Here is a 21,984-nt window from a genome sequence, read left to right as displayed (position 1 = left end):
GACGGTACGCCGCAAACAGGGCCCGTGAGCCGCCGGGCATCGACCGCCTCCGCTCGACCCGGCGCACCCTCCGGGCGTCAGCCGGTGACGGCGTACGCCACCGCCATCAGGGCCAGTACCGCGGCGGGCAGAGCCCGCGCGGGCGGGTCGCCATGGCGCAGGTGTACCACCGCGGCTGCCCCCATGAGCACAGCCAGTCCGGCAGCGGCTGCCACCCCGAGCGGGGCCGCAGCCAGGCCGAGCAGCAGTCCGGCGGCTGCCGCCACTTCCAGGGTTCCGATGATGCGGTAGAGGCCCAGCGACATGTCGAGATGGGCGGCTGCCTGGCGCATGAACGGCACGGCGGCGATCTTCGCCAGCCCCAGTGGGAGGAAGACCAGGGCCAGCGCGACGGCGAGAACGATGTGCGCGGTTGTCATGCCGATCGGTCCCTGCGTGCGGCGCCCAGGCGGGCGTAGTAGTCGATGAGGTCGGGGGCATCCACAGTGGCCGGGTTGACGACCTGCCCGACCGGGGCGCCCTGGAGGAGGCGTTTGACGGGGACTTCGAGTTTCTTGCCGGTGCGGGTGTGCGGGATCCCGGGCACTTCGAGGATGTCGTCGGGGACGTGTCGGGGCGAGGCCCCGCTGCGAATCGCCTCACGGATGCGCTCGCGCAGCGTGTCGTCCAGTTCGGCTCCGGCGGCGAGGACCACGAACAGGGGCATCCAGTAGCCGCCGTCGGGTTCCTCCGCCCCGATGACCAGGGCTTCCGCGATCTCGGGGAGACGTTCGACGACGTCGTGGACGTCGGCACTGCCTAGGCGTACGCCGTTGCGGTTCAGCGTCGAGTCGGAGCGGCCGTGGACGATCACGGAGCCGTGGCCGGTGACGGTGATCCAGTCGCCGTGCCGCCAGACGCCGGGGTAGACGGAGAAGTACGCCTCGCGGTAGCGCCTGCCGTCGGGGTCGTTCCAGAAGTACAGCGGCATCGACGGCATGGGCCGGGTGACGACCAGCTCTCCGACCCGGTCCACGACCGGGAAGCCCTCGGCGTCATAGGCGGCCAGTGCCACACCGAGGTGGGGTGCGGACAACTCGCCCGCCCAGACCGGGGTGTTGGGGGCACTGCCCGCGAAGCCGGAGACGACGTCCGTGCCGCCGCTGATCGAGGCCAGCAGCACCCGCTCCCCCACATGGTCGCGGACCCAGGGGTAGGCGGAGGCCGGGAGGGTGGAGCCGGTGCAGCCGACCACGCGGATCGACGACAGGTCGTGCACGGACGGGTCGATGCCGAACTTGGCCATGCCCAGCAGGTACTGGGGGCTGGTGCCGAAGAGGGTCACCCGGTGGCGCGCGGCCAGCTTCCACAGGGTGTCGGGCTGGGCGAGGGGAGCCGGGCTGCCGTCGTACGTGCAGGTCGTGGCACCGGTCAGCAACGTGGAGACGACCAGGTTCCACATCATCCAGTGGGTGGTGGTGTACCACAGGAGGCGGTCGCCGGGGCCGAGGTCGGAGTGCAGGGCCAGGGTTTTCAGGTGCTCCACCACCACCCCGCCGTGGCCATGGACGATGCCCTTGGGCAGACCGGTGGTGCCGGAGGAGAACACGACCCACAGCGGGTGATCGAACGGCACGGGCGTGCAGGTGAGTTCCTCGGTGCGGGTGGCCGCGTCCTCCCAGGGGACCACCAGCGAGGGGTACGCCCGCGAGGGCCAGGGCAGGCCCACGTGGTCGACGAGCAGCGTGGCCTTCAACGTGGGCAGCGTGCCGGCGAGTTCGATGGCGGCGTCGCGGCGGTCGTGGGTCGTGCCGTTGAAGAGGTAGCCGTCGGCGGCGATCAGGACGGTCGGTTCGAGCTGGCCGAAGCGGTCGGCGGCGGCCTTGGGGGCGTAGTCCTGTCCGCACACCGACCACACCGCGCCCAGGCTGGCGGCGGCCAGGAACGCCACGATGGCGTGCGGGGTGTTGGGCAGGTAGCCGACGACCCGGTCGCCCTTGCCGACGCCGAGATCGCGCAGGGTCGCGGCGACGGAGGCCACCTGGGCACGCAGATGGCTCGCGGTCACCTCGTAGCAGGATCCGGTCTCGTCCAGCGCGATGACCGCCACGGCGTCGTCGGCGAGGTTGCGCAGGGCATGGTGGGCGTAGTTGAGGGTGGCACCGGGGAACCAGCGGGCGCCGGGCATCCGCTCGTCCGCCAGCACCTGCTCATAGGGCGTGTCGGCGTCGATGTCGAAGTACTCCCACACCGTGGCCCAGAAGCCTTCCAGGTCGGTGACCGACCAGTGGTACAAGGCGGCATAGTCGGCGTCGGCCATCCCGGCGTGGCGGGCGAAGTCCATGAGGTTGCTGTCCGCGACGGCCTGCGGATCCGGCGTCATGAAAGGGTTGGGCACGCTCATCCGGTGACGCTCCTCAGCAGGCTGGTGTCGACGGTCCGTCGGGGCGGGTGGGGACTGCGGGTGGTGTGCAGGAGGGACGCCCAGTCGGGGCTTCCGGTGAAGTCACGGCCGCCGGTCGGGACGACGTCCATGACGACGCGGTCGGGGCGCAGCAGGACGGCGTCCGCGCGGCCCGCGCGCAGCCAGGCGGCGAGGGTGCCGTCGTCGCCGAGGCCCGTGACGGGGATCGCCCGGATGCCGAGTGCGTGGGCGAGGGCGTTCAGCGAGGGCGAGGGATCGGTGGCGGTCAGGATGATGAAGGAGTCGCCGAGCACCTCGTCGAGGCGGCTGCGCCGTCCGTCGGCGGTGATCCATGGCTGGGGGCAGTGCGTGCCCGCAAGGCTGTTGCGGAGGCGGCGGCGTACGAGGGGTCCCTTGGTCAGGCGCGGGCTGAGGTCGCGGCCGGCCATCGCGGTCAGGCCGGGTATGCGGCAGGCGGCGGCCAGGGCTCTGCGGCGGATCGCGGCGGCACTGTCCTGGCCGCCGGTCATGGCCCAGCCTATGGCGACCGCGAGCCGGATCACATGCCGGGCGTGCGGCTTGCGTTCACTCTCGTAGGTCTCCAACAGCCGCTCGTCACCGCCCTGTTGGAGGACTCGGGCGAGCTTCCAGGTGAGGTTGTAGGCGTCCCGCAGGCCCGCGCACAGCCCCTGTCCGATGAACGGCGGGGTGAGGTGGGCGGCGTCGCCGAGCAGGAAGACGCGTCCGCTGCGCCAACGGTCGGCGAGGCGGGCCCGGAAGGTGTACTGCGCCTCGCGGATGATCTCGAAGTCCCCTTCGTACGAGGGTGGCAGCCACGGCGCGACCAACTCGCGGACGGGCTGCTCCGCCCCCTCGCGCAGCCGGAACTCCCAGCGGTAACGGTCCTCACCCATGCGCGTGAAGGTCGCCGGCCGGTCCGGGTCGCAGACCTGGTCGACTCCCTCCCAGGAGCGCACGTCGGCCGTCGTGCGGACGTCGATGACGGTCCAGCGTTCCTCGAAGCGAAGGTCCTCCCACACGGCGCCGATCGCCTCGCGGGTGAGGCTGTTCGCGCCGTCGCAGCCGAGCACCGCCTCGGCCCACAGGTGATGCTCACCGTCGTCGTCCCGGTAGGTCACGCGCACGGGGCCCTCGGTGTCCGGGCCGATGCCGGTGACCTCCGCTCCGCCCCGCAGTTCGCACTCCGGGTACCGGGCCAGGGCGTCGCGCAGCACACTTTCCAGCTCGGGCTGGTCGAACATGCTGGTCTGCGGGTAGCCGTGCAGGCCGTGCTCGGTGCGCCGGAACTCGGCCATCACCCGGTGCCGGGCGTCCAGCAGCCGCAGCCCGTTCGCCGGGCGGGCCATCGCGGCGAACTCCTCCCCCACGCCCGCGGCCTGGAGGATCCTGCGTACCTCGTCGTCGGTGGCGGCGGCACGCGGGAGCGGGTAAATGTCCCTGTGGCGCTCGAGGACGACGCTGCGGACTCCGCGCCGGGCCAGGAGGAGGGCGGCGGTCACGCCCACCGGACCGGCCCCGATGATCACTACGGGCACGTCCGCCCCGTCGGGTTCAACGATCATGTGCTTCGGGTCTCACTTCGCGTCCGTGACGGGGGTGCGCTGCTCGCCGAGGTCGATGCGGCCGTCCGGGGTCGCGATCGTCGCCGTCATCACGTCACCCGTGTGCAGGTAGTGCGGGTTCTTGGCCTGCGTCCTGAAGAACGCCTTCCACTTGACGGCGGGCGGCAGCAGGGCGCCGATCTTCTCGACCGGCTTGGGCGGGGCCTTCAGGGCCGTGCCGCCGGGTGTGCCGGTCAGCAACAGGTCGCCTGGGTCGAGGGTCTGGAAGCGGGCCAGCAGGGTGAGCGCCTGTGCCGGTCGGACGATCATGTCGGCGAGAGTGCGGTCCTGGCGCAGCTCGCCGTTGACGGACAACCTCAGTCGCAGGTCGAGGAGATGAGTGAAGTCGTCAGGCTCCAGCAGCGCGAGGTAGGGCCCTGTCGGCGTGAAGGTGGGGTACGACTTGCTCTCGTAGAACTGCGTCTTGGTCAGCTGCACGTCACGGGCGCTGACGTCGTTGGTGATCACGAGCCCGGCGATGTACGAGGGCAGGTCCCGCTCCTCGACCACCGTGCCGACGGGCAGGGACGCGCCCATGACCAGGCCGAGCTCGATCTCGTAGTCCAGGAACCGCACGTGGGAGGGCCGGACGACGGTGTCGGCGGGTCCGCTGACCGAGCCGGACGCCTTCCGGAAGAAAGTGGGCGGGACGTCGTCGGAGAAGCCCGAATCGCGGGCATGACTGCGGTAGTTGACCATCTGGGCGACCACCCGGCATGGAGTGGTGACCGGCGAGAGGACGACCAGGTCCGCGACGGGCGTGCCGGCGTCGGCCGACAGGGCTGCCTGCCGTACGGCGTCGCGATCCGAGATCAGCTCGGCGGTCGTGACGGCCTTGGTGTCCACGGGGACGGCCCGCTCACCGCGGACCACCCACCAGCCGTCGGCGGTGCGCAGGACATTGGTGCTCATGACAGTGCCTTCGTGAGGGGTCGGGGGGTCAGGACTTGGCGGCCTTGAGCAGGCCCAACAGGCGCGCCGGGTCCATCTCGTTGTCACCGCGCAGGGCCTCGATCACGTCGCGGACCCGCTGCGGGGAAGGGCTTGCGCCGAGGAAGTCGCGGGTGGCGGGCGGCCCCCACTGGGACAGGCCACTGGTCGACAGGGGCGCCCAGCCGGGCTCGACCTCGCAGGAGAAGAGGTCGCCGTCGGCGAAGTGCTCCAGCATGAAGCGGTCGGGGTCGCGCCAGTAGTCGAAGAGCTGGCTGCCCTCGATATGCCGGCCGATGCCCCAACTGTGCTTGTAGCCGCGCTCCTTGAGATACTCACCGCCCGCGGCGATGGCGTCCAGGTCGGTCACCTGGTAGGCGGAATGGACATAGCCGGTCCCCGGGCCCAGATGCATGGCCAGGGTGTGGTGGTCGGCCGGCACGCTGCCCAGGTCGCAGCGGATGAATGCCATGACCGGGCCGCGCCCGCGCTGTCCGTCCAGGAAGAGGAAGTCGGACACGATCATCCCGAGGGTGTCCAGGTACCAGTCCAGGGCCCGGGAGAACACCCTCGTCTCCAGCACCACATGTCCCAGCCGCTGGATCCGGGACGGCTCGCGCGGGGGGCGCTGCGTGGCGTTCGTACGGCGGTGAGCCGTGCCGAAGTTGAGGAGCAGCGGCTGCTGTTCCGGCAGCGCGGGCAGCTGTTCGGCGCAGTGCACCACGCGCACCGGGAATCCCGAAGGGTCGAGCAGGTCGACCACCCTGCCGCCGCCGGGGACGTCCGCCTCCCGTACGGCTGCCCCGGTCGCCCGTGCCAGTCGGTCCAGGTCGGCCCGCTCCGCCGCGCGGAACGCCGGGCCGATGAAACGGGACGTACGACCACGCCGGATCACCATGCACGGCGAGCCCGCGAAGGTGCCCCGCAGCCACAGCTCCCGCTCCGTGCGCGCGGCGGTCCGGAAGCCGAAGTCGCGGGCGAAGACCTCGGCCCGCTCCAGGTCCGGCTTCTCGAACTCCAGCCAGGCCAGGTCCGCCACCTTGATCACTGGATTCCGGGAGCGGCCAGGATGCTCGCCACGCAGGGCGCCCTGCTCGCTGTGCAGGTCCTGGTGGGCGGTCTTGACATCGGCCCCGTGATCGCGGGTTTCAGACACGGTAACCTCCGGGCAACATCACCATAATGATGGAATCATCAAGCCTGACTTCCTCATCGTCAAGGGGTTCGTCCGGGATAAATGATGAATCCATCAGAGATGCTGTCGCCATCGCCTCCGCGGTTAAACTCTGTGCATGCCTACGTCAGCCCCACCCAGCAACCGGTTCGAGCGGCGCCGCGCCGAGACCCGTCGCGCGCTGATTCGCGCCGCGAGGCAGATACTCGCCGAGACAGGGGACACCAGCGCGAGCATCCAGGCGATCGCGGAGCGCGCGGACGTCGGTTTCGGCTCCTTCTACAACCACTTCGAGTCCAAGACAGAGCTGTTCGAGGCAGCCGTGGTGGACGCCATGGAGGAGTTCGGCCAGAACTTCGACGAGTGCCTTGCGGGGATCGACGACCCGGCGGAACTCGTCGCGGCGGGCTTCCGGCTCAGCGCCCTCATGGCCGACTCCCACCCCGAACTGATGCAGATCCTGCGCCGCCGCGGCCTCGGCCACATCCACTCGGACAACGGCCTGGTCCGTCGGGCGCTGCGTGACCTCGAGGCAGGCCTGGCCTCGGGCCGCTTCACCCCCGTCGACCCGGTGGTCGCCCTGACCGCCATTGGCGGCAGCCTGCTTGCCCTGGTGGAGATGCGATTCGCCCTCCCCGACCTGGACGGCGACCAGGCCGCGGTCGACCTCGCCGAGATGGTTCTGCGCATGCTGGGCGTCCCCCCGGCCGACGCCCGCGAGGTCGCCCGCCGCCCCCTTCCCGACCCCGCCTGCCGGCCACTCCTGCGCGGGGAGTGACCAGCCCGGAGGGAAGTGACCGGGCAACGGGCCGGCTCCCCCGAGCCGGCCCTCACCTCGTGCGCCCCTGCCGGGTCAGGGGTGCGCGGCGAAGTACCGGGCGATCCCCGCGATCCCCTCGCTCACGGCTCCCTCGACGATGGGTGCCAGGGCCTCCGGAAGGATCTCCTGGCTGTAGACCACACGTGAACCGTCCCCGTCGGCAAGCACGTCGATGGTGCCCAGGTGGAAGTCGATGGGCTGGGGCATGCCCTCGACGAACCGGTACTGGAAGCGCCGCAGTTCGTCGTTCTTCGTCACCACCAGAGACTTCATCGTCGCCCCGCCGGGCACGCGCAGGTGCCGGTGCGTGCCGTCGAAGTGTGCCTCCTGCACGGCCGGGAACCACTGCGGAATCATGCTCACGTCGGTGAGGACGGCCCAGACGCGGTCGGGGTCCTGGGCGACTCGGGTGTCGAAACGGAATGTTGCCATGCGCACTCCTCGGTGGTGGTGATCGCGGTTTGGGGCAGGCGCCGTCGACGGCGGGATCAAAAGGGGTAGCGGGAGTGCTCCGTGGAGAGGGTGACCCAGCGGGTGTTCGAGAAGGCTTCGATGCCCCAGCGGCCGCCGAAGCGGCCGTAACCGGAGGCGGCGAACCCGCCGAAGGGGGCCTGCGGTTCGTCGCCCACCGACTGGTCGTTCACATGCACGATGCCGGTGCGGATACGGCGTGCCACCTTCAGTCCGTGGGTGCCGTTCTCGGTGAGGATGCCGCAACTGAGGCCGTGCTCGGTGTCGTTGGCCAGGGCCACCGCCTCGTCGTCGTCCGCGAAGGCCCGGACGGTGACGACCGGCCCGAAGGCCTCGGTGTGGTGCAGTTCCGCGCTCTCGGGCAGGTCGGTCAGCACGGTCGCCGGATACAGAGCGCCGTCCGGGCTGCCACCGCCGGTCAGGACCCGCGCGCCCTTGCCGACCGCGTCCGTGACCAGGGCGGCGACCCGCGACGCGGCGGCTTCGTCGACCAGCGGACCGATGACGGTGCCGGGCAGGCCGGGGTCGCCACCGGGCAGAGCGGCGACCTTGGCGGTGAACCGCCGGGTGAACTCGTCGGCGAGGGAGGTGTGCACCAGGACGCGGTCGGCGCACATGCAGATCTGGCCGGAGTTCATGAACGCGGCGAACGCGGCGGCGTTCACGGCGTGGTCGAGGTCCGCGTCCTCAAGGACGATCACCGAGTTCTTGCCGCCGAGCTCCAGCACGGCCGGCTTGAGGTGCTCGGCGGCAAGGGCACCGATGATCCGCCCGACGGCGGTCGAGCCGGTGAAGTTGACGGCACGCACGCGCGGATCCGCGATCAGTGTCCTCGCGATGCCGGCGGCGTCCGTCTTGTCGTTGGTGATGACGTTGAGGACTCCGTCGGGAAGGCCCGCGTCGCGCAGCACGTCGGCGACGAACAGGCCGCATGCGATCGGGGCGTCCTCGCTCGCCTTGACCACGACGGTGTTGCCCGCGGCGAGTGCGGCGGTGACCGCCCGGGTGCCGAGGATGACCGGGGCGTTCCACGGCGCGAACGCCGCCACGACACCCAGGGGTTCGCGCACGGCCAGGCTCAGTCCGCCCGGCTCCTGGGTGGTGAGCACGTCCCCGCGCGGTGCGGTGATCGCCGCGGCGGCCTCGCGCAGCATGCCGGCGGCCACCGCGACGTTGAACAGCGCCCAGCCCCGGGTCCCGCCCACCTCGCCGGCCATCAACTCCACCACCGGCTCCGCGCGTTGCTCCATCAGGTCCGCCGCGCGCAGGAAGATGTTCCGGCGGGCAAAGGGCTCCAGCGCCGTCCATTCGGCGAAGGCGGCGTCCGCCGCGTCCACTGCGGCGCGCACGTCCTCGGGACCGGCTGCGGCCACCCTGGCGTAGGGCTCGCCGGTCCAGGGAGTGACGTCTGCGGTGGTCCGCCCGGAGACGGCCGGGGTCTCCTTGCCGCCGATCAGAAGGTCACGGTCAGGTAGCACGAGGTCGTCTCCTGGTGTTGCTCGGGCCGGTGCGCATCCGGCGGGTCAGGCGCCGATCATGTTGAAGCCGCCGTCGGCGTTGAGGTAGGCGCCGGTCATGTGGGCGGCGTCGTCGGTGGCGAGGAAGAGGGCGGTGCCCGCGAGTTCGGCGGGGCCGGGGATGCGGCCCATCGGGGTCTTGGCGATCATGTCCTCGCGGCGGCCAGCCTTCCAGTCCGCGCGGCTGAGGAGCATCTCGGTCTCGATGAAGCCCGGGGCGAAGGTGTTGACCCGCACGGTGGGGGCGAACGCCTGGGCGTAGGACTTGGTGATGCCGAGGATGCCGTACTTCGCGGCGGCGTACTGCGGGGCGCGGGCACTGCCGCGCACGATCACGGTGGAACCGATGTTGACGATCGCGCCGTGGCCCTGTTCCAGCATCCGGGAGCCGAACTCGTGGACGCACAGCATCGTCCCCTTGATGTCCACCGCCAGGACGTGGTCGATGGATTCCTCGGTCACATCCCGCCAGGACATCTGGTCGCCCGCCACGTCACCGACGTTGTTGACCAGCACGTCCAGGCCGCCGAAACGGTCGAACACCTCCTCGGCCATGCGGATGACGTCGGCGTGGACGGCGATGTCGGCCCGCACCGTGAACGCCTCGCCGCCGACTTCCCTGATCCGGTTGACCGTCTTCTCGGCTCCGGCCTCGGAGCTGCGGTAGTGGACGGCGACCCGCGCCCCCTCCTGGGCGGCACGGACGGCGATCTCGGCGCCGTAGCCGGTGCCGGCACCGGTGACCAGGACCGAGCGGCCCACGAAGCGGCGGGGAATGCTCTGCTCTGCCATGGGGCGTCCCTTCAGGGGTGTACGGCCGTGAAGCGCTGGCGGATCTCTCCGATGCCTTCGATGCGGCTGACGAGTTCGTCGCTCTCGGTGAGGTAGCGGGGTGGATTCATCCGGTTGCCGACCCCGGCCGGGGTTCCGGTGAAGATCAGGTCGCCCGGGAAGAGCGGCACGACGGCCGACAGGCGGGCGATGAGCTCAGGCACGGGGAAGATCATGGACTTGGTGCGGTCGTGCTGGACGGCCTCGCCGTTGAGCAGCCCGGTGATCTCCAGGTCGTCGGGGTCGTCGAACTCGTCCGGGGTGACCAGGACCGGGCCGATGGGACCGAATCCGGGGAAGGATTTCCCGAGACCGAACTGGGCTGGTTGCCCCTGGAGTTGGGTGACACGCTCGGAGAGGTCCTGGCCGACCGTCAGTCCGGCGACGGCCTCCCAGGCCCGGTCCTCGCTCACCCGGTAGGTGTCCCGCCCGATGACGGCGACGAGTTCGACCTCCCAGTCCACCGTGCCGCGCGGGAGGGCGACGGTGGTGCGCGGGCCGGTGATGCAGGCCGGGAACTTGGTGAACACGAGAGGCTCGCCGGGCGGAGTGAAGCCGGCTTCGGCGGCGTGCGGGGGGTAATTGAGGGCGATGGCGAACACCTGCCGTGGGCGCGGTACCGGTGCGCCGAGCGCGGTGGGGTCGACAGGGATGTCGTAGGCCCCGTCGGGTAGTCCGGCCGCCCACTCGCGGAGTCGCGCCCAGTCCGCCAGCAGGAGCATCGGGTCGATGGGCAACCGTCCCTTCGAGGCCCACCGGGCGTCCGCGGCCCGGTCGCCGCGGACCACGACGGCCCGCTCGTCGATGACGCCGAGTCTCACCAGTCCACCTTCTTCGGTACGGGCGTGCCGTGGCCCTGCTCCCAGCTGACGATGGGGTTGCGCAGCACCCCGAGGCGTTCGACCTCGGCCTCGACGACGTCACCGGGCTTGAGGTACAGGTCGGGATCGCCGCTGAAGCCGGCCACGCCCTGCACGGTGCCGGTGGTGATCAGGTCGCCCGCGCTGTAGCCCTGCGGGGAGTGGTAGGCGACCAGGTGCGGGATGGACACCGACATCCGGTTGGTGTTCGACTTCTGCCGCACCACGCCGTTGACCCGCAGCTCCATGTCGAGGTTCTGCGCGTCGGGGATCTCGTCGGCGGTCACGATGTACGGGCCGACGGGGCAGAAGGTGTCGATGGCCTTGCAGAAGGAGAAGACGCCGGACTCCATTTCACGGCGCTGGATGTCGCGAGCTGTGATGTCGTTGAAGACGACGTACCCGGCGATGTGGTCGGGCGCGTCGTCCACGCCGAAGAACTTGCCGGGTTTGCCGATGACGACGGCGATCTCCAGCTCGTAGTCGAGTTCGCTCGTCAGGTGCTCGGGGTGGATCACCGGTTCCTCGGGGCCGACGATCGCGTCGACGTTCTGGAAGAAGACGATGCCCTTGTGCATGGGATGCGACCAGTCGACGTTCTTCGACTCGTCCTCGTGTTCCCGGAAGTTGCCGGAGGTGTGGAAGAACTTCTTCGGCACGATCGGCGCGCGCAGCCTCACGTCGTCGAGGCCCAGGCGCTCCCCTGTCTCCGCGGCCCGGCCGTCACGCTCGAAGTACTCGCGTGTGCTCGCCACTTCCAGGGGAAGCACCAGCCGCTCTTCGAGTTCGAGCCTCGCTACGCGTCCGTCGTCGAACGTGACCAGTTTCATCGTGTCCCGCTTTCGGTCTGGGGTGGGTCGCAGCGGTCCTCGGGTCCTTCTCCCGCGAAGACGCGCAACTGCAGGGCGAGCAGGGCGTAGTAGCCGACCAGGGCCGTGAGCTCGAACAGTCCGCGCTCGCCCCACTCGGCCACCGCGTGGTAGTACTCCCGGTCGTCGAGGAGGCCGGTTCGGGCCAGCGAGAGCGTCGCGCGCAGGGCGGCGCGCTCGGCCGGGTCCGAGAGGGCGGGCAGTTCGCCCGCGCGCAGTGCCTCCAACTCGGAGTCGGTGAGGCCGCAGGTGCGGCCGACCGCCTCGTGGGCCTCTCGCTCGAAGGTGCTGTTCCAGTGGGCGGCGACGACCAGGGTCGCCATCTCGCGCACCCGGTCGGTCAGGAGCGACGCGTAGCGCACCGCCGCTCCCATCTCCTGTACGGCCATGCCGACCGGCGGGCTGAGCAGCATCGCGTTGAAGGGGTCACGGAGGCGGCCCACTTCATCGGTGAGCGGGAACGCCTGTGGCCCTGTGGCCCGGGCACCGCCCGTGATGGCGCGGTACACCTCTGCCTGCTGCTCGTCCAGTTCACCGGGCAGGCGGCCGGCGATGCGTGCGGGCATCCGCACTCCCTTCCGGGTCCAGTCAAGGAGGACGGGTGGTCACACGAGCGTGCGGCCGCCGTCCACGTAGAGCACCTGTCCGGTGACGTACGAGGCGCGGGTGGAGGCGAGGAACAGCGCGGCTCCGACCACGTCCTGCGGCTGCCCCAGGCGTCCGGCGGGGACCAAGGCGGTCAGCTCCTCCCGCATACCGGGCTTCGCCAGGTAGGCGCGGGTCAGCTCGGTCTCCGTGTAGCCCGGGGCAACAGCGTTGACGGTGATGCCGTCGGTGGCCCATTCGCGCGCCATGACCTTCACCAGCTGGTCCAGGCCGCCCTTGGAGGCGGCGTACGGGCCGTGGTGGCGGTGGGCGAGCAGGGAGGAGACGGAGGAGAAGAACACCATGCTGCCGTGTCCGGCCTCGCGCATCAGCCGGCCCGCGGCGCGTCCGGTCCAGAACGCGGTGGACAGGTTCAGGGTCAGGATGCGGTCCCACACCTCGTCGGGCGTGTCCACCAGGGGACGCCGGTCGTTCGTGCCCACGGCGTGCACCAGCACATCGAGACCGCCGAGTGCGCGGGCCGCCGCGGCGACCGCCCGCTCGCACGCCTCGGACGAGGTCAGGTCCGCGGTGAGGGTCCGTACGACTGCGGCCGCGCAGGCCGGATCGTCGCGCAGGGCCTTGAGGCGGGCCTCGTCCGCGTCGACGACCGTCAGCCGGGCTCCGGCTTCCGCCAGGCCCCGGACGCAGGCGGTGCCCAGTCCGCCGGCTCCCATGACGAGCGCGCCGCGCCCCTCAAGGCCCAGCCAGCCGACAGGTGGGCTCTGCCGCGGCGTCGAAGCGGCCATTACACCGCCTCGATTCCGGCCGCGGCGGCCACGCGCCGGTAGTCGGTGCCGATGTCCTGGAGGCACTCCTGCAGCATGTGGTCCGCCAGCGCGTTCCCGCTCTCGTTGAGACCGCCGTCGTGGATCGACACAGCAGTGCGGGCTTTGATCTCACGGGCGTAGTCGATGACTTCGGCCGTCTTGGACCACGGGCCGTGCACGGGCAGCAGGAGTGTGTCCACCGGGCGCGTGGGAACGGTGAAGGCGTCGCCCGGGTGGAAGACGGTGGCTGTGCCGGTGTCTCCCACGAGGAAGCCGACGTTGGTGACCCGCGGCAGGTCCGGATGGACCACGGCGTGCAGTTCTCCGTGCACCTCGACGCCGATGCCTTCGATGTCGAAGGTGTCCCCGTCGCCGACCACGGTGACCCGGCCGCCGCCGAGCCCGGCGAGCTGGTCGGCCACGGATCGGTTGGCCCAGATCCGCAGGTCGGGGTCGGCTTCGGCCGCCGCGCGCAGGACGGGCTCGGCGAAGTGGTCCACGTGTTCGTGGGTCACGAGCACGGCGTGGGCACCGTCGAGGACGTGCGGATCGGAGTAGCTGCCGGGGTCGATGACGATGACGACGCCGTCCTGTTCCAGCCGGACGCAGGCGTGGCCGCCCCTGGTGAGTCGCATGTGCGTGCTCACTTTCCCAGTTCGGCGGCGGGCACCCAGGTGCCGTGGAAGCCGTACCGGAGTCGGAAGGGGATCTTCACGGTGGCGATCGGGCCGGCGGCGATGTCGAGGGCGTCCAGGACGACCAGGTCGTGCCGCATCCGGTCACGTCGGCCGACCAGCGCCAGCAGATAGCCCTCGCCCTCGGCGGCGTCCTCCGACTTCGGTATGAACACCGGCTCCTCGGGGGCTGCGTGCTCGCCGGCGGTCCAGATGGCCGTCGCACCCGTGCTGTCGTCGCGGTGGATGAGGGAGTTGAACGGCGGGCCCATGGGTCCGATCGGGGCCATCGGCACATCGGGGTGCATGCCGCCGACCCAGGAGTGCCGGTTCTTCTCCATCAGCACGCGGGGGTCGACCCGGGGCATGTCACCGGGCGAGTCGAGGAGCTTCTCGCTGCGGTAGGTGTCGGTGGCGTCGTCCCAGTGGGCGGCGCCCTGGGTCAGGTCGAACGTCCAGCGGTGCAGGAACGGCGGCTCTTCGGGCAGGTAGCCGGCGGTCGTCTTCGGGAACTGGGAGAACCAGCCGGACCTGGTGGTGAAGTGGTCGCCGACGAGGGTGTCGCCGTCCGTCCAGGCGTTGAGAGTGTGGGTCTCCAGGAGCCGCTCGCTGCGGAACCACTTGATGCCGCTCACGCCCTCGTCCCGCGGAATGATCGCGACGTAGGTCTCCCGGTTCGGGTCCCAGACGAAGTACTGCTCCTCCCGCTTGAGCTGTTCCGGGTCGGCGACCATGGGCGAGATCGTGAAGACCAGATGGTCCCGGGTGACCAGCCAGTCGTGCACCATCGACGAGTACGGCACCTCGAAAGTCTGAGTCCGGGTGACCTTGCCGTCCGCGGCGATCTGGTGGATGTGGATCTGCTTGTCCGGCAGACCGCTCGCGTTGTAGGCGAAGGCCATCAGTTCGCCGGTGCGCGGGTCGTGCTTGGGGTGGACGGTGAAGGTGCGGCCCGGTATCTGGCCGGAGAAGTCGTAGACGCCCTTGGTCTCCAGCGTCGCCGGATCCAGTTCGTACGGAAGCGCCGCCTCCTTGAGCGCGAGCAGCTTGCCCGCGTGCCAGATGATCGAGGTGTTGGCGTTTCCGTCGTCGACGCCGGCCACCGAAGGGTCGTCGGTGTAGGGGTTGCGGTAGGCGCCGAACAGGGCCTTGCGCGCCTGGCGTTCGAGCTGGAAGCGCTGGGTGCGGACGTAGCGGGTCTTCAGATCCGCGTGGCCGTTGTCGAACCGCACCATGTGGATCATGCCGTCGCCGTTGATGTACACGTCGTTCGCGAACCGCGGCGGGTACTGGGTGTCGGCGGCGGCGCGGTAGAAGGCGCCGTTCAGCTCGGGGGGTATACGGCCCTCGACCTCGAGGTCGTAGACGTCCGCCTCGATCCGCGACGGGGCGAAGAACCCCTGGAAGTGCCGCGTGTCCGGGAACCGCATGGTGCCCGGAGGCGGCTGGGTGCTCACGGGCTGCTGTCCGGGTGTTCCGTCGGACTGCGTCGTTGCAGTGGCCATGACTGTCTCCCCTGTGGCAAGGTCGATCAAGCGAAGAATGTGATTGATTCCCCTGGGTGGCTGCACAGCAGAATCTCGTGAAGACGAGCTGACCGGCTCGTGTTGACCATCATGTGCTCGGGATGTCGTCGGCGTCCAACACTGAAACACGCACGAAATGATCGGAGAACGCGATGGATCTGCGGCAGATGGAGTACGCGGTGGCCATCGCCGACGAGCTCAACTTCACCCGGGCCGCGGCACGCTGCCGCATCGGGCAGTCCGGGCTCAGCCACCAGATCACCCAGCTCGAGCGGGAGGTCGGGGCACTGCTCTTCGAGCGGACGAGTCGCAGCGTCCGCGTGACCCAGGCCGGGCAGATCTACGTCGCCTGCGCGCGGCGGGTGCTCAAAGCGGTCCAGGAGATGCACGCCGAGATCTCCTCGCTCGACGGGCCCGTGCGAGGGCGGCTGCGGATCGGCTCGGTGACGCTCACGGCGGGGAACATCGACCAGCTCGGTCTGCTGCGGGAGTTCCAGGAGTCCTATCCCGCGGTCGAGGTCACGCTCTTCGACTCCGACGGTGTGCACGCCACCTCCCAGCTCCTCACCGGTGAGCTGGAGGTCGCCGTCGTCGCCGTGCACGAGCACCAGTTGCCCCCGGGCATCGCGTACCACCTGCTCAGTGTGGTGCCGCTGGTGGCCGTCGTGGGCCGGCGGCACCGGCTGCGCGGAGCCGGCGTCATCGGCCTGGCCGAGCTGGCCGACGAGCGCTTCCTCGAATGCGTTCCCGACACGGGCCTGCGGGCGCAGGTGGATGCCGCGTTCGACCGGGCGCGGGCCCGTCGCCGGGGTGTCTGCGCGTTGCGCAGCGCGGGTGATCTCGTCTCGCTGGCGTTCGAGGACATCGGGGTGACCGTCGTACCCCGTCCGGCGGCGGACGCGATCATCCCGGCCGATCACGCCGACTGCGTCCTGCGTCTCGACGACCCGCAGGCCCTCCAGCCCCTGGCCCTGGTCCACCGCGACCCTGCGCCGGCCTCACCCGCCGCGCAGGCGTTCCTGCGTCTCGCACTCACCCGCCTGCCCGGGCCGGGAGCACCGGGGTTGGAGGAGGCGCCGGCTCCGAACGGGTCCGGCAAACCGTAGCGGGCCGCCGGGAGCGCGGCGGCCCGGTCCCGGGGCCTGGCCGATTTCCGGGGCATTGCGGAAAAGCGAATCTCCGCGTTCCCGGCATCCAGCGCCTTGATGATCCGCATTGCCGATCTCGATCGGACGAGGGCTAGGCAGGCCCTTTTCGGTGCCCGATAGTCGTCTCAGCCCGACGTACGTACCGCAGTTCCTGGCCGCTGTCGGGACCGCGCCGAGCGTCGCGGAGCCGTCCCACCGTGACATCGGGCCGTCATCGGTCCCGCCGTCGCGAGCCCTGTTCACGGGTGTCCCGCGGTCCGGCCGTCTCGGCCGCCGAAGCATCCGTTCCCTCCCGACACGCCCCGTGGAGATTTCGCATGCCTGCACCCGTGCCCCCGCCTCCGTCTCCGCCGTCCAAGGCTGACGCGGACGCCCCCGCCGAACAGATCGTGTCCGGCCCCGGACACCGGCTGCGTCTCACGCTGCTGATGGCAGGTGCCTGTCTGCCCATCCTGGGCGCCGTGCTCATCGCGCCCGTTCTGCCGCAGATGCAGGACCACTTCGCCGACGTCCGGGGCGTCGACGTGCTCGTCCCCATGGCGCTGACGGTCCCCGCCCTGTCGCTGGCGCTGCTGGCCCCTTTCGCGGGCGTTCTCGTGGACCGGCTCGGCCGCAAGCGCCTGCTCGTCGTCTCGACCGTGCTGTACGCGATCCTCGGCACCGCTCCGCTGTGGCTGGACTCGCTTGTCGCCATCGTGGCCAGCCGCGCCCTCGTCGGCGTCACGGAAGCCGCCATCATGACCTGCTGCACCACACTGCTCGGCGACTACTACTCCGGCCGACAGCGCGACCGCTACCTGGCGATGCAGACGATGTGCGCCGCGATCTCCGCGACGGCCTTCTTCGCCCTGGGCGGTGCGGCCGGATCGGCGGGCTGGCGCATGCCGTTCTGGGCCTACGCCGTGAGCCTGCTGCTCGCCCCCGCCATGGCCGCGTTCCTGCCCCGGCCCCGACCCGGCGGCCTCTCGGCGGAGCCCTCCCCCGCGCCCTCGGCATCCACGACCGAGCGGCCCTTCCCCTGGCGCCCGCTGGCCGGCACCTGCGCGCTGACCGTCTTCGGCGCCGTCCTCTTCTACACCCTCCAGGTGGAGTTGGCGTTCCTCCTGGACGACATGGGCGTGAGCAACTCCGGCGTGATCGGACTGGTCACAGCCGTCACCAGTGCCGCGATCGTGGTCGGTTCAGCCACCTTCGCCAAGAACGGCCGCAGCCCGCAGGCCTGGCTGCCCGCCGCCTTCGGCCTGTGCACCCTCGGCTTCACGGTGGTCTGGCTCGCCCCCAATCCCGTGCTGCTGACCCTCGGCGCCGTCATCACCTGCCTCGGTGGCGGCCTCATGCTGCCGAGCCTGCTCACCCTCGCCATGTCCAAGCTCGACTTCGCCGACCGCGGCCGTGGCACCGGTCTGTGGACGGGATCCTTCTTCCTCGGCCAGTTCCTGTGCCCGCTCGTGGCCCTCGCCCTCACGTCTGCGGTCGGCACTCTGGCGAACGCGATGGGCGTGCTCGCCCTCGCCGCAGCCGCCGCCACCGCAGCCCTCGCTCTCGCCGCCCGCCGCCGGACGGCAGCCGTCCCGGAGCCGGTGCGGCAGATGGCGGGCTGACCCGCCCGCCCGTCCAGGGTCGGTACCGCGTGCCTCCCCACCTGCGGTACCGACCTGCCACCTTGCCGAACGGAGAACGATGCTGACCCTGATCGCCGCCATCCGCCGCAAGCCGGGCATGACACACCGGGCGTTCCTGCGGCACCTGCACCAGGTGCACGGACCGCTGGCCGCCGCGAATCCCCTCCGGATCAGGAGCTATGTCCAAAACCATGTGTTCGACGCGTCCTTCGGCGTCGAAGGGGACCCGTCCTACCTGACCGCATTCGGCCGGGACTCCGTCACCGAACTCCGATTCGACGGCCTGGAAGCGCTGGCGGCCACGATGTCCGACCCGTACTCACGTGACGTCATCGGCCCCGATGGAGCCCGCTTCAACGACCTGCCCAGCGCCCTGGCACTCCTGACACGAACCGACGTGGTGGGACCGCCGCGCAGGTCCGACGCGGACACGGTGAAGGTGCTCCACTTCGTCCACGGAGCACAACGGCTCGAACGGGACGCCGTCGTCGACGGGTGGCAGAGCGCCCACAAGCACGTTGTTGCCGAAGAGACTGCGCAGGCCAACGCAGTGCGCGGCTGGGTCCAGCACCGTCAGGTCCCGGGAGCCGAGGAAGCGTTGCGCCATTTCGGCGGGTCGGAGACCGTCTACGCGGGAGTCACCGCTCTCTACTACGGCTCCGAGGACGAGGCGCTGGCCCACTTCCCCTCGTACGAGCGCGCGCTGCGGGAAAGGTCCGAGGAAACCGGCAGCTTCTGGGACCCCTCCCGCTCGTTCGCCCTCTACTGCCGCGAGGTGACCATTTTCTGAACCGCCCTGTGCTCAGGCGCGGTCACGAGGCGGAGGCGAGCTGCCGGAGTCTGCGGACCGGCATCGTGTGGTTCACGGCCCGGTTGTTCACGGCCTCGACGCCGGACAGGTGGTGCCGGCTCCACATGGGACAGCGCGGTGGTACGGCGCGCACCCCCGGCCCAGTTCAGCTGGGGCATGACCAGGTCAGATTTGATAACCTCATCAACATGCCCCTGGTCGGCTCGTCTGGCCACCCAGAACTCACCGAGGCCCCCATGACCCCCACCCCCCTTCAGGACACCGCGGAGCCCGTCGCCACCGGTCGTGCCGGAACCCGCGGTGTGCTGTTCGCGATGTGCCTGTCACTCGTCCTGGTCGTCGCGTCCGTCTCCGCCCTCAACCTCGCCCTGCCCGACCTGGCCATCGACCTGTCGGCCTCCAACGGGGCTCTGACCTGGATCGCCGACGCCTACACCGTCACCCTGGCCGCCTTCGTGCTGCCGCTCGGCGCGATCGGCGACCGCCTCGGCCGCCGCAACGTGCTCATCGTCGGCACGGTCGTCTTCGGCGCCGCGTCCCTGGCCGCCTCCTTCGCCGACTCGACCAGCACACTGATCGCCTGGCGTGCCGTCATGGGCCTCGGCGCCGCGATGATCATGCCGGGAACACTGTCGACGATCACCGCGGCCTTCCCTGCCGAGCAGCGCGCCAGGGGCGTGGCCACCTGGTCGGGCTTCGCGGCCGCCGGCGCGATCATCGGCATGCTCGCCGCCGGTGCTCTGCTGGAACAGTTCTCCTGGCGCTCGATCTTCGTCGCCAGTGCCGCCGTCGCCCTGGCCGCCGCACTCGCCGCCGCCCTGCTGGCCCCCAACACCAAGGACGCCCACCCGCACCGTCCGGACGTGGCCGGAGCGATCACCACCGCCGTGGCCATCGGCACCCTGGTCTTCGCGATCATCGAAGGCAACGAGCAGGGCTGGACGGAGCCCGTCGTGATCGGCGCCTTCGTCGTCACGGCCGCCTCCTTCGCCGCCTACGCCTACCTCGGCCTGCGCACCGAGCACCCGCTGCTCGACCCCGCACTGTTCGGCATCCGGGGTTTCCGGGCCGGCGCCATCACCGTGCTGGTGCAGTTCATGGCCGTCTTCGGGTTCTTCTTCGTCGGCCTGCAGTACCTGCAACTCATCCTGGGCTACAGCCCGTTGAAGGCCGCTGTCGCCCTCATCCCGGTCGCGCTGGCGGTGCTGCCCACATCACTGGTCACCCCGCACCTGGTCCAACGGGTCGGCATGAAGGCGGTCATGTCCGTCGGTCTGTTCCTGCTCGCGGTCGGCCTGTACGTCATCTCCTTCCTCGGGGTCGACTCCGGCTACCTGCCCTTCCTCGGCGGCCTGGTCCTGGCAGGCTTCGGCATCGGACTGAGCGGCGCCGTCGGCACGGCGGCCATCACCGGCTCCCTCGGCCGGGGGCAGCAGGGCGTCGCCTCCGCCATGAACGACACCACCCGCGAGGTCGGTTCGGCGATCGGCATCGCCCTCATGGGCTCGATCTACGGAAGCCACTACCGCTCCTCCCTGCCCGGCACGGTCGACCGGCTCCCCGCCGACGTGGCCGAGTCCGTACGCCACTCGGCGGCCGCCGGCCTCCACGTCGCCGACCAGCTCGGCGCCCGGGGACCTGCCCTCGCCTCGGGCGTCAAGAGCGCCTTCATGGACGGCCTGTCCGTTTCGCTGATCGCCATGAGCGTCGTCGTGGTCGCCGCAGCGATCGGCGCCCTGCTGCGCGCACCGAAGACACCGCCGGCGGCCGACTGACTCCCTGCGACGCCGAGGTCTGTGGGGTGCGGGTACGTACCCCACAGACCCTCGGGGTTCGTGGCGACGCGATCGAGGCACTGCGGACCGGGCCGTCCGCAATGAGGCGTAGACGCCTGACGCGGCATCGAGAGCGTCAGGCAAGCCGCGACAGGCCCGGATCGCCGGTCCGCCGTGTCAAGCGCAGGTCCGTGGCCGTCACGGCGGCGGCCCTGCTGTCGGAGTCGTTCGACGTCATCCGCCCCGACCTGCCGGGGTGCGGCTTGACAGGCCCTCGCACCGATCGCGACTACCGCATCCCCGCCTACACCGCGACGGTGTCACCGCGCGGCGACTGGCACCGCTCCGTGCCCGCCGGCACGGCCCGCGACGCTCTGCGTCAGGAACAGATCGTCCAGGCAGCCGACAGCCGCCATGACCGACACCTGCTCGCGCTCGGCGCGTTGATGTGGCGTTCGGTGGTGTCGTATTCGATCAGGGTCCGGGGGTCCTGCACCCGGGCCTGCGACGGATGCACGCATGCTGTCCCGCAAGCACCGGTTCACGTGAGGAACGGGCGCGTTTCTCCGGGTGTGCGGCCGAAGCGGTCCCGGAAGACCCGGGTGAAGTGGGCCTGGCTGGCGAAACCCCAGCAATGGGCGATTTCGGCAATCGTCAGATTGCGGGAGCTCGGATCGGCGAGCACCTGCCGGGCCTCGTCGAGCCGCTGTTCGAGGATGTATCGGGAGGGGCTCACCCCGGTCGGCCGGAAGATACGGCTGAGATGCCTCGCGGACACTCCGATCGCCTCCGCGACCATCCCCGAGCACAGCCCGGGGTCGGTGAGGTGCCGGGCTATGTAGTCCTTGGCCACCTCCAGTTGCGAGAGCACGGCGGGGAACGCGGAACCGCCCAGCCTCGGTGCGGTCAGACTACGGACGAGGCCCAGCACGGTGGCCTGTGTGCTGAGAGAGTCCTCGCCGCCCTCCCCCGTGACCCAGTCGGCCAGCACCGCCTCCAGAGCGGAAGCCTGGGCACCTTCGGCGGCCGACCCCCTGCCGAGCAGCATCGGTGCGGACACCTCGCCGGGGGCACACTGCGCAGCGAACACCTCACGCGGGATGTCCACCAGCAACTGACGCATGGGAGAGGGGAACCCGAACAGGTAGGGCCGCCTCGTGTCGTAGAGGATCAGGTCGCCCGTCTGCAGGGTGACGCAACCGCCCTCGTGGAAGAACACCCCGGATCCCGCTGTCAGCAGCGTGACGAAGATCGAGTCCTTCGGCAGGGTCTGACAGGTCCGTGGGGTCCGTTCGATGACGTGCTCGTTGCCGGCGATCTCGGCCAGCCGCAGGTCTCCCAGTCCGACGTTCGTCTCCGTGGCCAGCAGGCCCTCCTGCGAGTACGACGAGCAGGTCAGGCCCACCAGAGCCTGGCGGTTGTGTTCTTCCCAGAAGTCGATGCGGTCCGCCGGATCGACCGATGCCGTGGAAACGCGGGAGACGATAGGCAGGTTCACCTGAATCTCCTTTCCAGCCCGTGGCTCCCTGATGACCG

At 70.4% G+C, this 21,984-nt stretch carries 20 protein-coding genes and 1 pseudogene; 6 read left to right on the top strand and 15 right to left on the bottom strand.

From position 1 onward, the window contains the following. Positions 1–77: 77 nt before the first annotated feature. Genes M2163_RS45375 through M2163_RS45355 form a run of 5 tightly spaced genes read right to left on the bottom strand, consistent with a single transcriptional unit; the run spans position 78 to position 6,091 of the window. The gene (locus tag M2163_RS45375) at positions 78–419 is read right to left on the bottom strand and encodes a DoxX family protein (RefSeq protein ID WP_280897070.1); all 342 of its coding nucleotides are present in this window, start codon (positions 417–419) and stop codon (positions 78–80) included. Then, entirely contained in the window at positions 416–2,383 is a 1,968-nt protein-coding gene (locus tag M2163_RS45370; RefSeq protein WP_280897069.1) for an acetoacetate--CoA ligase, read from the bottom strand. Before M2163_RS45370 ends, M2163_RS45375 begins: the two co-directional genes overlap by 4 nt. Beyond that, the gene (locus M2163_RS45365) at positions 2,380–3,966 is read right to left on the bottom strand and encodes a bifunctional 3-(3-hydroxy-phenyl)propionate/3-hydroxycinnamic acid hydroxylase (RefSeq protein WP_280897068.1); all 1,587 of its coding nucleotides are present in this window, start codon (positions 3,964–3,966) and stop codon (positions 2,380–2,382) included. The genes M2163_RS45370 and M2163_RS45365 overlap by 4 nt, the downstream gene beginning before the upstream one ends. A gap of 12 nt (positions 3,967–3,978) precedes the next feature. Next, positions 3,979–4,917: a fumarylacetoacetate hydrolase family protein gene (locus M2163_RS45360; RefSeq protein ID WP_280897067.1), complete on the bottom strand. Its 939-nt coding sequence runs from the start codon at positions 4,915–4,917 to the stop codon at positions 3,979–3,981. 28 nt (positions 4,918–4,945) lie between these two features. Next, positions 4,946–6,091 carry a VOC family protein gene (locus M2163_RS45355; protein WP_280897066.1) on the bottom strand — a complete coding sequence of 382 codons (1,146 nt, stop codon included), beginning with the start codon at positions 6,089–6,091 and terminating at the stop codon, positions 4,946–4,948. A 136-nt stretch (positions 6,092–6,227) separates the two neighbouring features. Here M2163_RS45355 and M2163_RS45350 point away from each other — a divergent pair, with 136 nt between their 5' ends. Then, entirely contained in the window at positions 6,228–6,887 is a 660-nt protein-coding gene (locus M2163_RS45350; RefSeq protein WP_280897065.1) for a TetR/AcrR family transcriptional regulator, read from the top strand. A 75-nt stretch (positions 6,888–6,962) separates the two neighbouring features. Here M2163_RS45350 and M2163_RS45345 read toward each other — a convergent pair whose 3' ends face one another. The 9 genes from M2163_RS45345 to M2163_RS45305 are packed head-to-tail and all read right to left on the bottom strand — an operon-like array spanning position 6,963 to position 15,071. After that, the gene (locus tag M2163_RS45345; protein ID WP_280846998.1) at positions 6,963–7,361 is read right to left on the bottom strand and encodes an SRPBCC family protein; all 399 of its coding nucleotides are present in this window, start codon (positions 7,359–7,361) and stop codon (positions 6,963–6,965) included. 56 nt (positions 7,362–7,417) lie between these two features. Next, positions 7,418–8,878 carry an aldehyde dehydrogenase family protein gene (locus M2163_RS45340; protein WP_280897064.1) on the bottom strand — a complete coding sequence of 487 codons (1,461 nt, stop codon included), beginning with the start codon at positions 8,876–8,878 and terminating at the stop codon, positions 7,418–7,420. 45 nt (positions 8,879–8,923) lie between these two features. Continuing rightward, positions 8,924–9,709 (bottom strand): SDR family oxidoreductase, encoded by a 786-nt coding sequence (locus M2163_RS45335; protein ID WP_280897063.1) that lies wholly within the window; start codon positions 9,707–9,709, stop codon positions 8,924–8,926. Positions 9,710–9,720: 11 nt separating this feature from the next. Beyond that, entirely contained in the window at positions 9,721–10,569 is an 849-nt protein-coding gene (locus M2163_RS45330; RefSeq protein WP_280897062.1) for a fumarylacetoacetate hydrolase family protein, read from the bottom strand. Beyond that, positions 10,566–11,438 carry a fumarylacetoacetate hydrolase family protein gene (locus tag M2163_RS45325; protein ID WP_280847002.1) on the bottom strand — a complete coding sequence of 291 codons (873 nt, stop codon included), beginning with the start codon at positions 11,436–11,438 and terminating at the stop codon, positions 10,566–10,568. The genes M2163_RS45330 and M2163_RS45325 overlap by 4 nt, the downstream gene beginning before the upstream one ends. Further along, positions 11,435–12,043, bottom strand: coding sequence for a carboxymuconolactone decarboxylase family protein (locus tag M2163_RS45320; protein ID WP_280897061.1), 609 nt, complete (start codon positions 12,041–12,043; stop codon positions 11,435–11,437). Before M2163_RS45320 ends, M2163_RS45325 begins: the two co-directional genes overlap by 4 nt. Before the next feature lie 39 nt (positions 12,044–12,082). Continuing rightward, positions 12,083–12,871, bottom strand: coding sequence for an SDR family oxidoreductase (locus tag M2163_RS45315; RefSeq protein WP_280897060.1), 789 nt, complete (start codon positions 12,869–12,871; stop codon positions 12,083–12,085). Continuing rightward, positions 12,871–13,527: an MBL fold metallo-hydrolase gene (locus M2163_RS45310; RefSeq protein WP_280897059.1), complete on the bottom strand. Its 657-nt coding sequence runs from the start codon at positions 13,525–13,527 to the stop codon at positions 12,871–12,873. The genes M2163_RS45315 and M2163_RS45310 overlap by 1 nt, the downstream gene beginning before the upstream one ends. Positions 13,528–13,535: 8 nt before the next feature. Continuing rightward, positions 13,536–15,071: a carotenoid oxygenase family protein gene (locus tag M2163_RS45305; protein WP_280897058.1), complete on the bottom strand. Its 1,536-nt coding sequence runs from the start codon at positions 15,069–15,071 to the stop codon at positions 13,536–13,538. A gap of 173 nt (positions 15,072–15,244) precedes the next feature. On the opposite strand from M2163_RS45305, the gene M2163_RS45300 reads away from it, so the two are divergent. The 5 genes and pseudogenes from M2163_RS45300 to M2163_RS45280 all read left to right on the top strand — a co-directional run. Further along, on the top strand, positions 15,245–16,198 hold the full coding sequence (locus tag M2163_RS45300) for a LysR family transcriptional regulator (RefSeq protein ID WP_280897057.1): 954 nt from the start codon (positions 15,245–15,247) through the stop codon (positions 16,196–16,198). A 359-nt stretch (positions 16,199–16,557) separates the two neighbouring features. Continuing rightward, positions 16,558–17,841, top strand: a complete 1,284-nt coding sequence (locus M2163_RS45295) for an MFS transporter (RefSeq protein WP_280897056.1) — start codon at positions 16,558–16,560, stop codon at positions 17,839–17,841. 79 nt (positions 17,842–17,920) lie between these two features. Continuing rightward, positions 17,921–18,652, top strand: a complete 732-nt coding sequence (locus tag M2163_RS45290; RefSeq protein WP_280897055.1) for an EthD domain-containing protein — start codon at positions 17,921–17,923, stop codon at positions 18,650–18,652. A gap of 257 nt (positions 18,653–18,909) precedes the next feature. Beyond that, entirely contained in the window at positions 18,910–20,448 is a 1,539-nt protein-coding gene (locus M2163_RS45285; protein WP_280897054.1) for an MFS transporter, read from the top strand. Between the two features lie 206 nt (positions 20,449–20,654). Continuing rightward, positions 20,655–20,771 (top strand): annotated as a pseudogene (locus M2163_RS45280) (alpha/beta hydrolase); the annotation flags it as partial. A gap of 218 nt (positions 20,772–20,989) precedes the next feature. On the opposite strand, the gene M2163_RS45275 reads toward M2163_RS45280, so the two are convergent. Then, positions 20,990–21,946 carry a helix-turn-helix domain-containing protein gene (locus tag M2163_RS45275; protein WP_280847013.1) on the bottom strand — a complete coding sequence of 319 codons (957 nt, stop codon included), beginning with the start codon at positions 21,944–21,946 and terminating at the stop codon, positions 20,990–20,992. Positions 21,947–21,984 lie beyond the last annotated feature (38 nt).

The organism is Streptomyces sp. SAI-135 (assembly GCF_029893805.1).
In the GTDB taxonomy this organism is placed as follows: Bacteria; Actinomycetota; Actinomycetes; order Streptomycetales; family Streptomycetaceae; genus Streptomyces.
The sequence above is the reverse complement of the archived record's forward strand: the minus strand, read 5'-3'. Positions and strand labels throughout refer to the sequence as shown.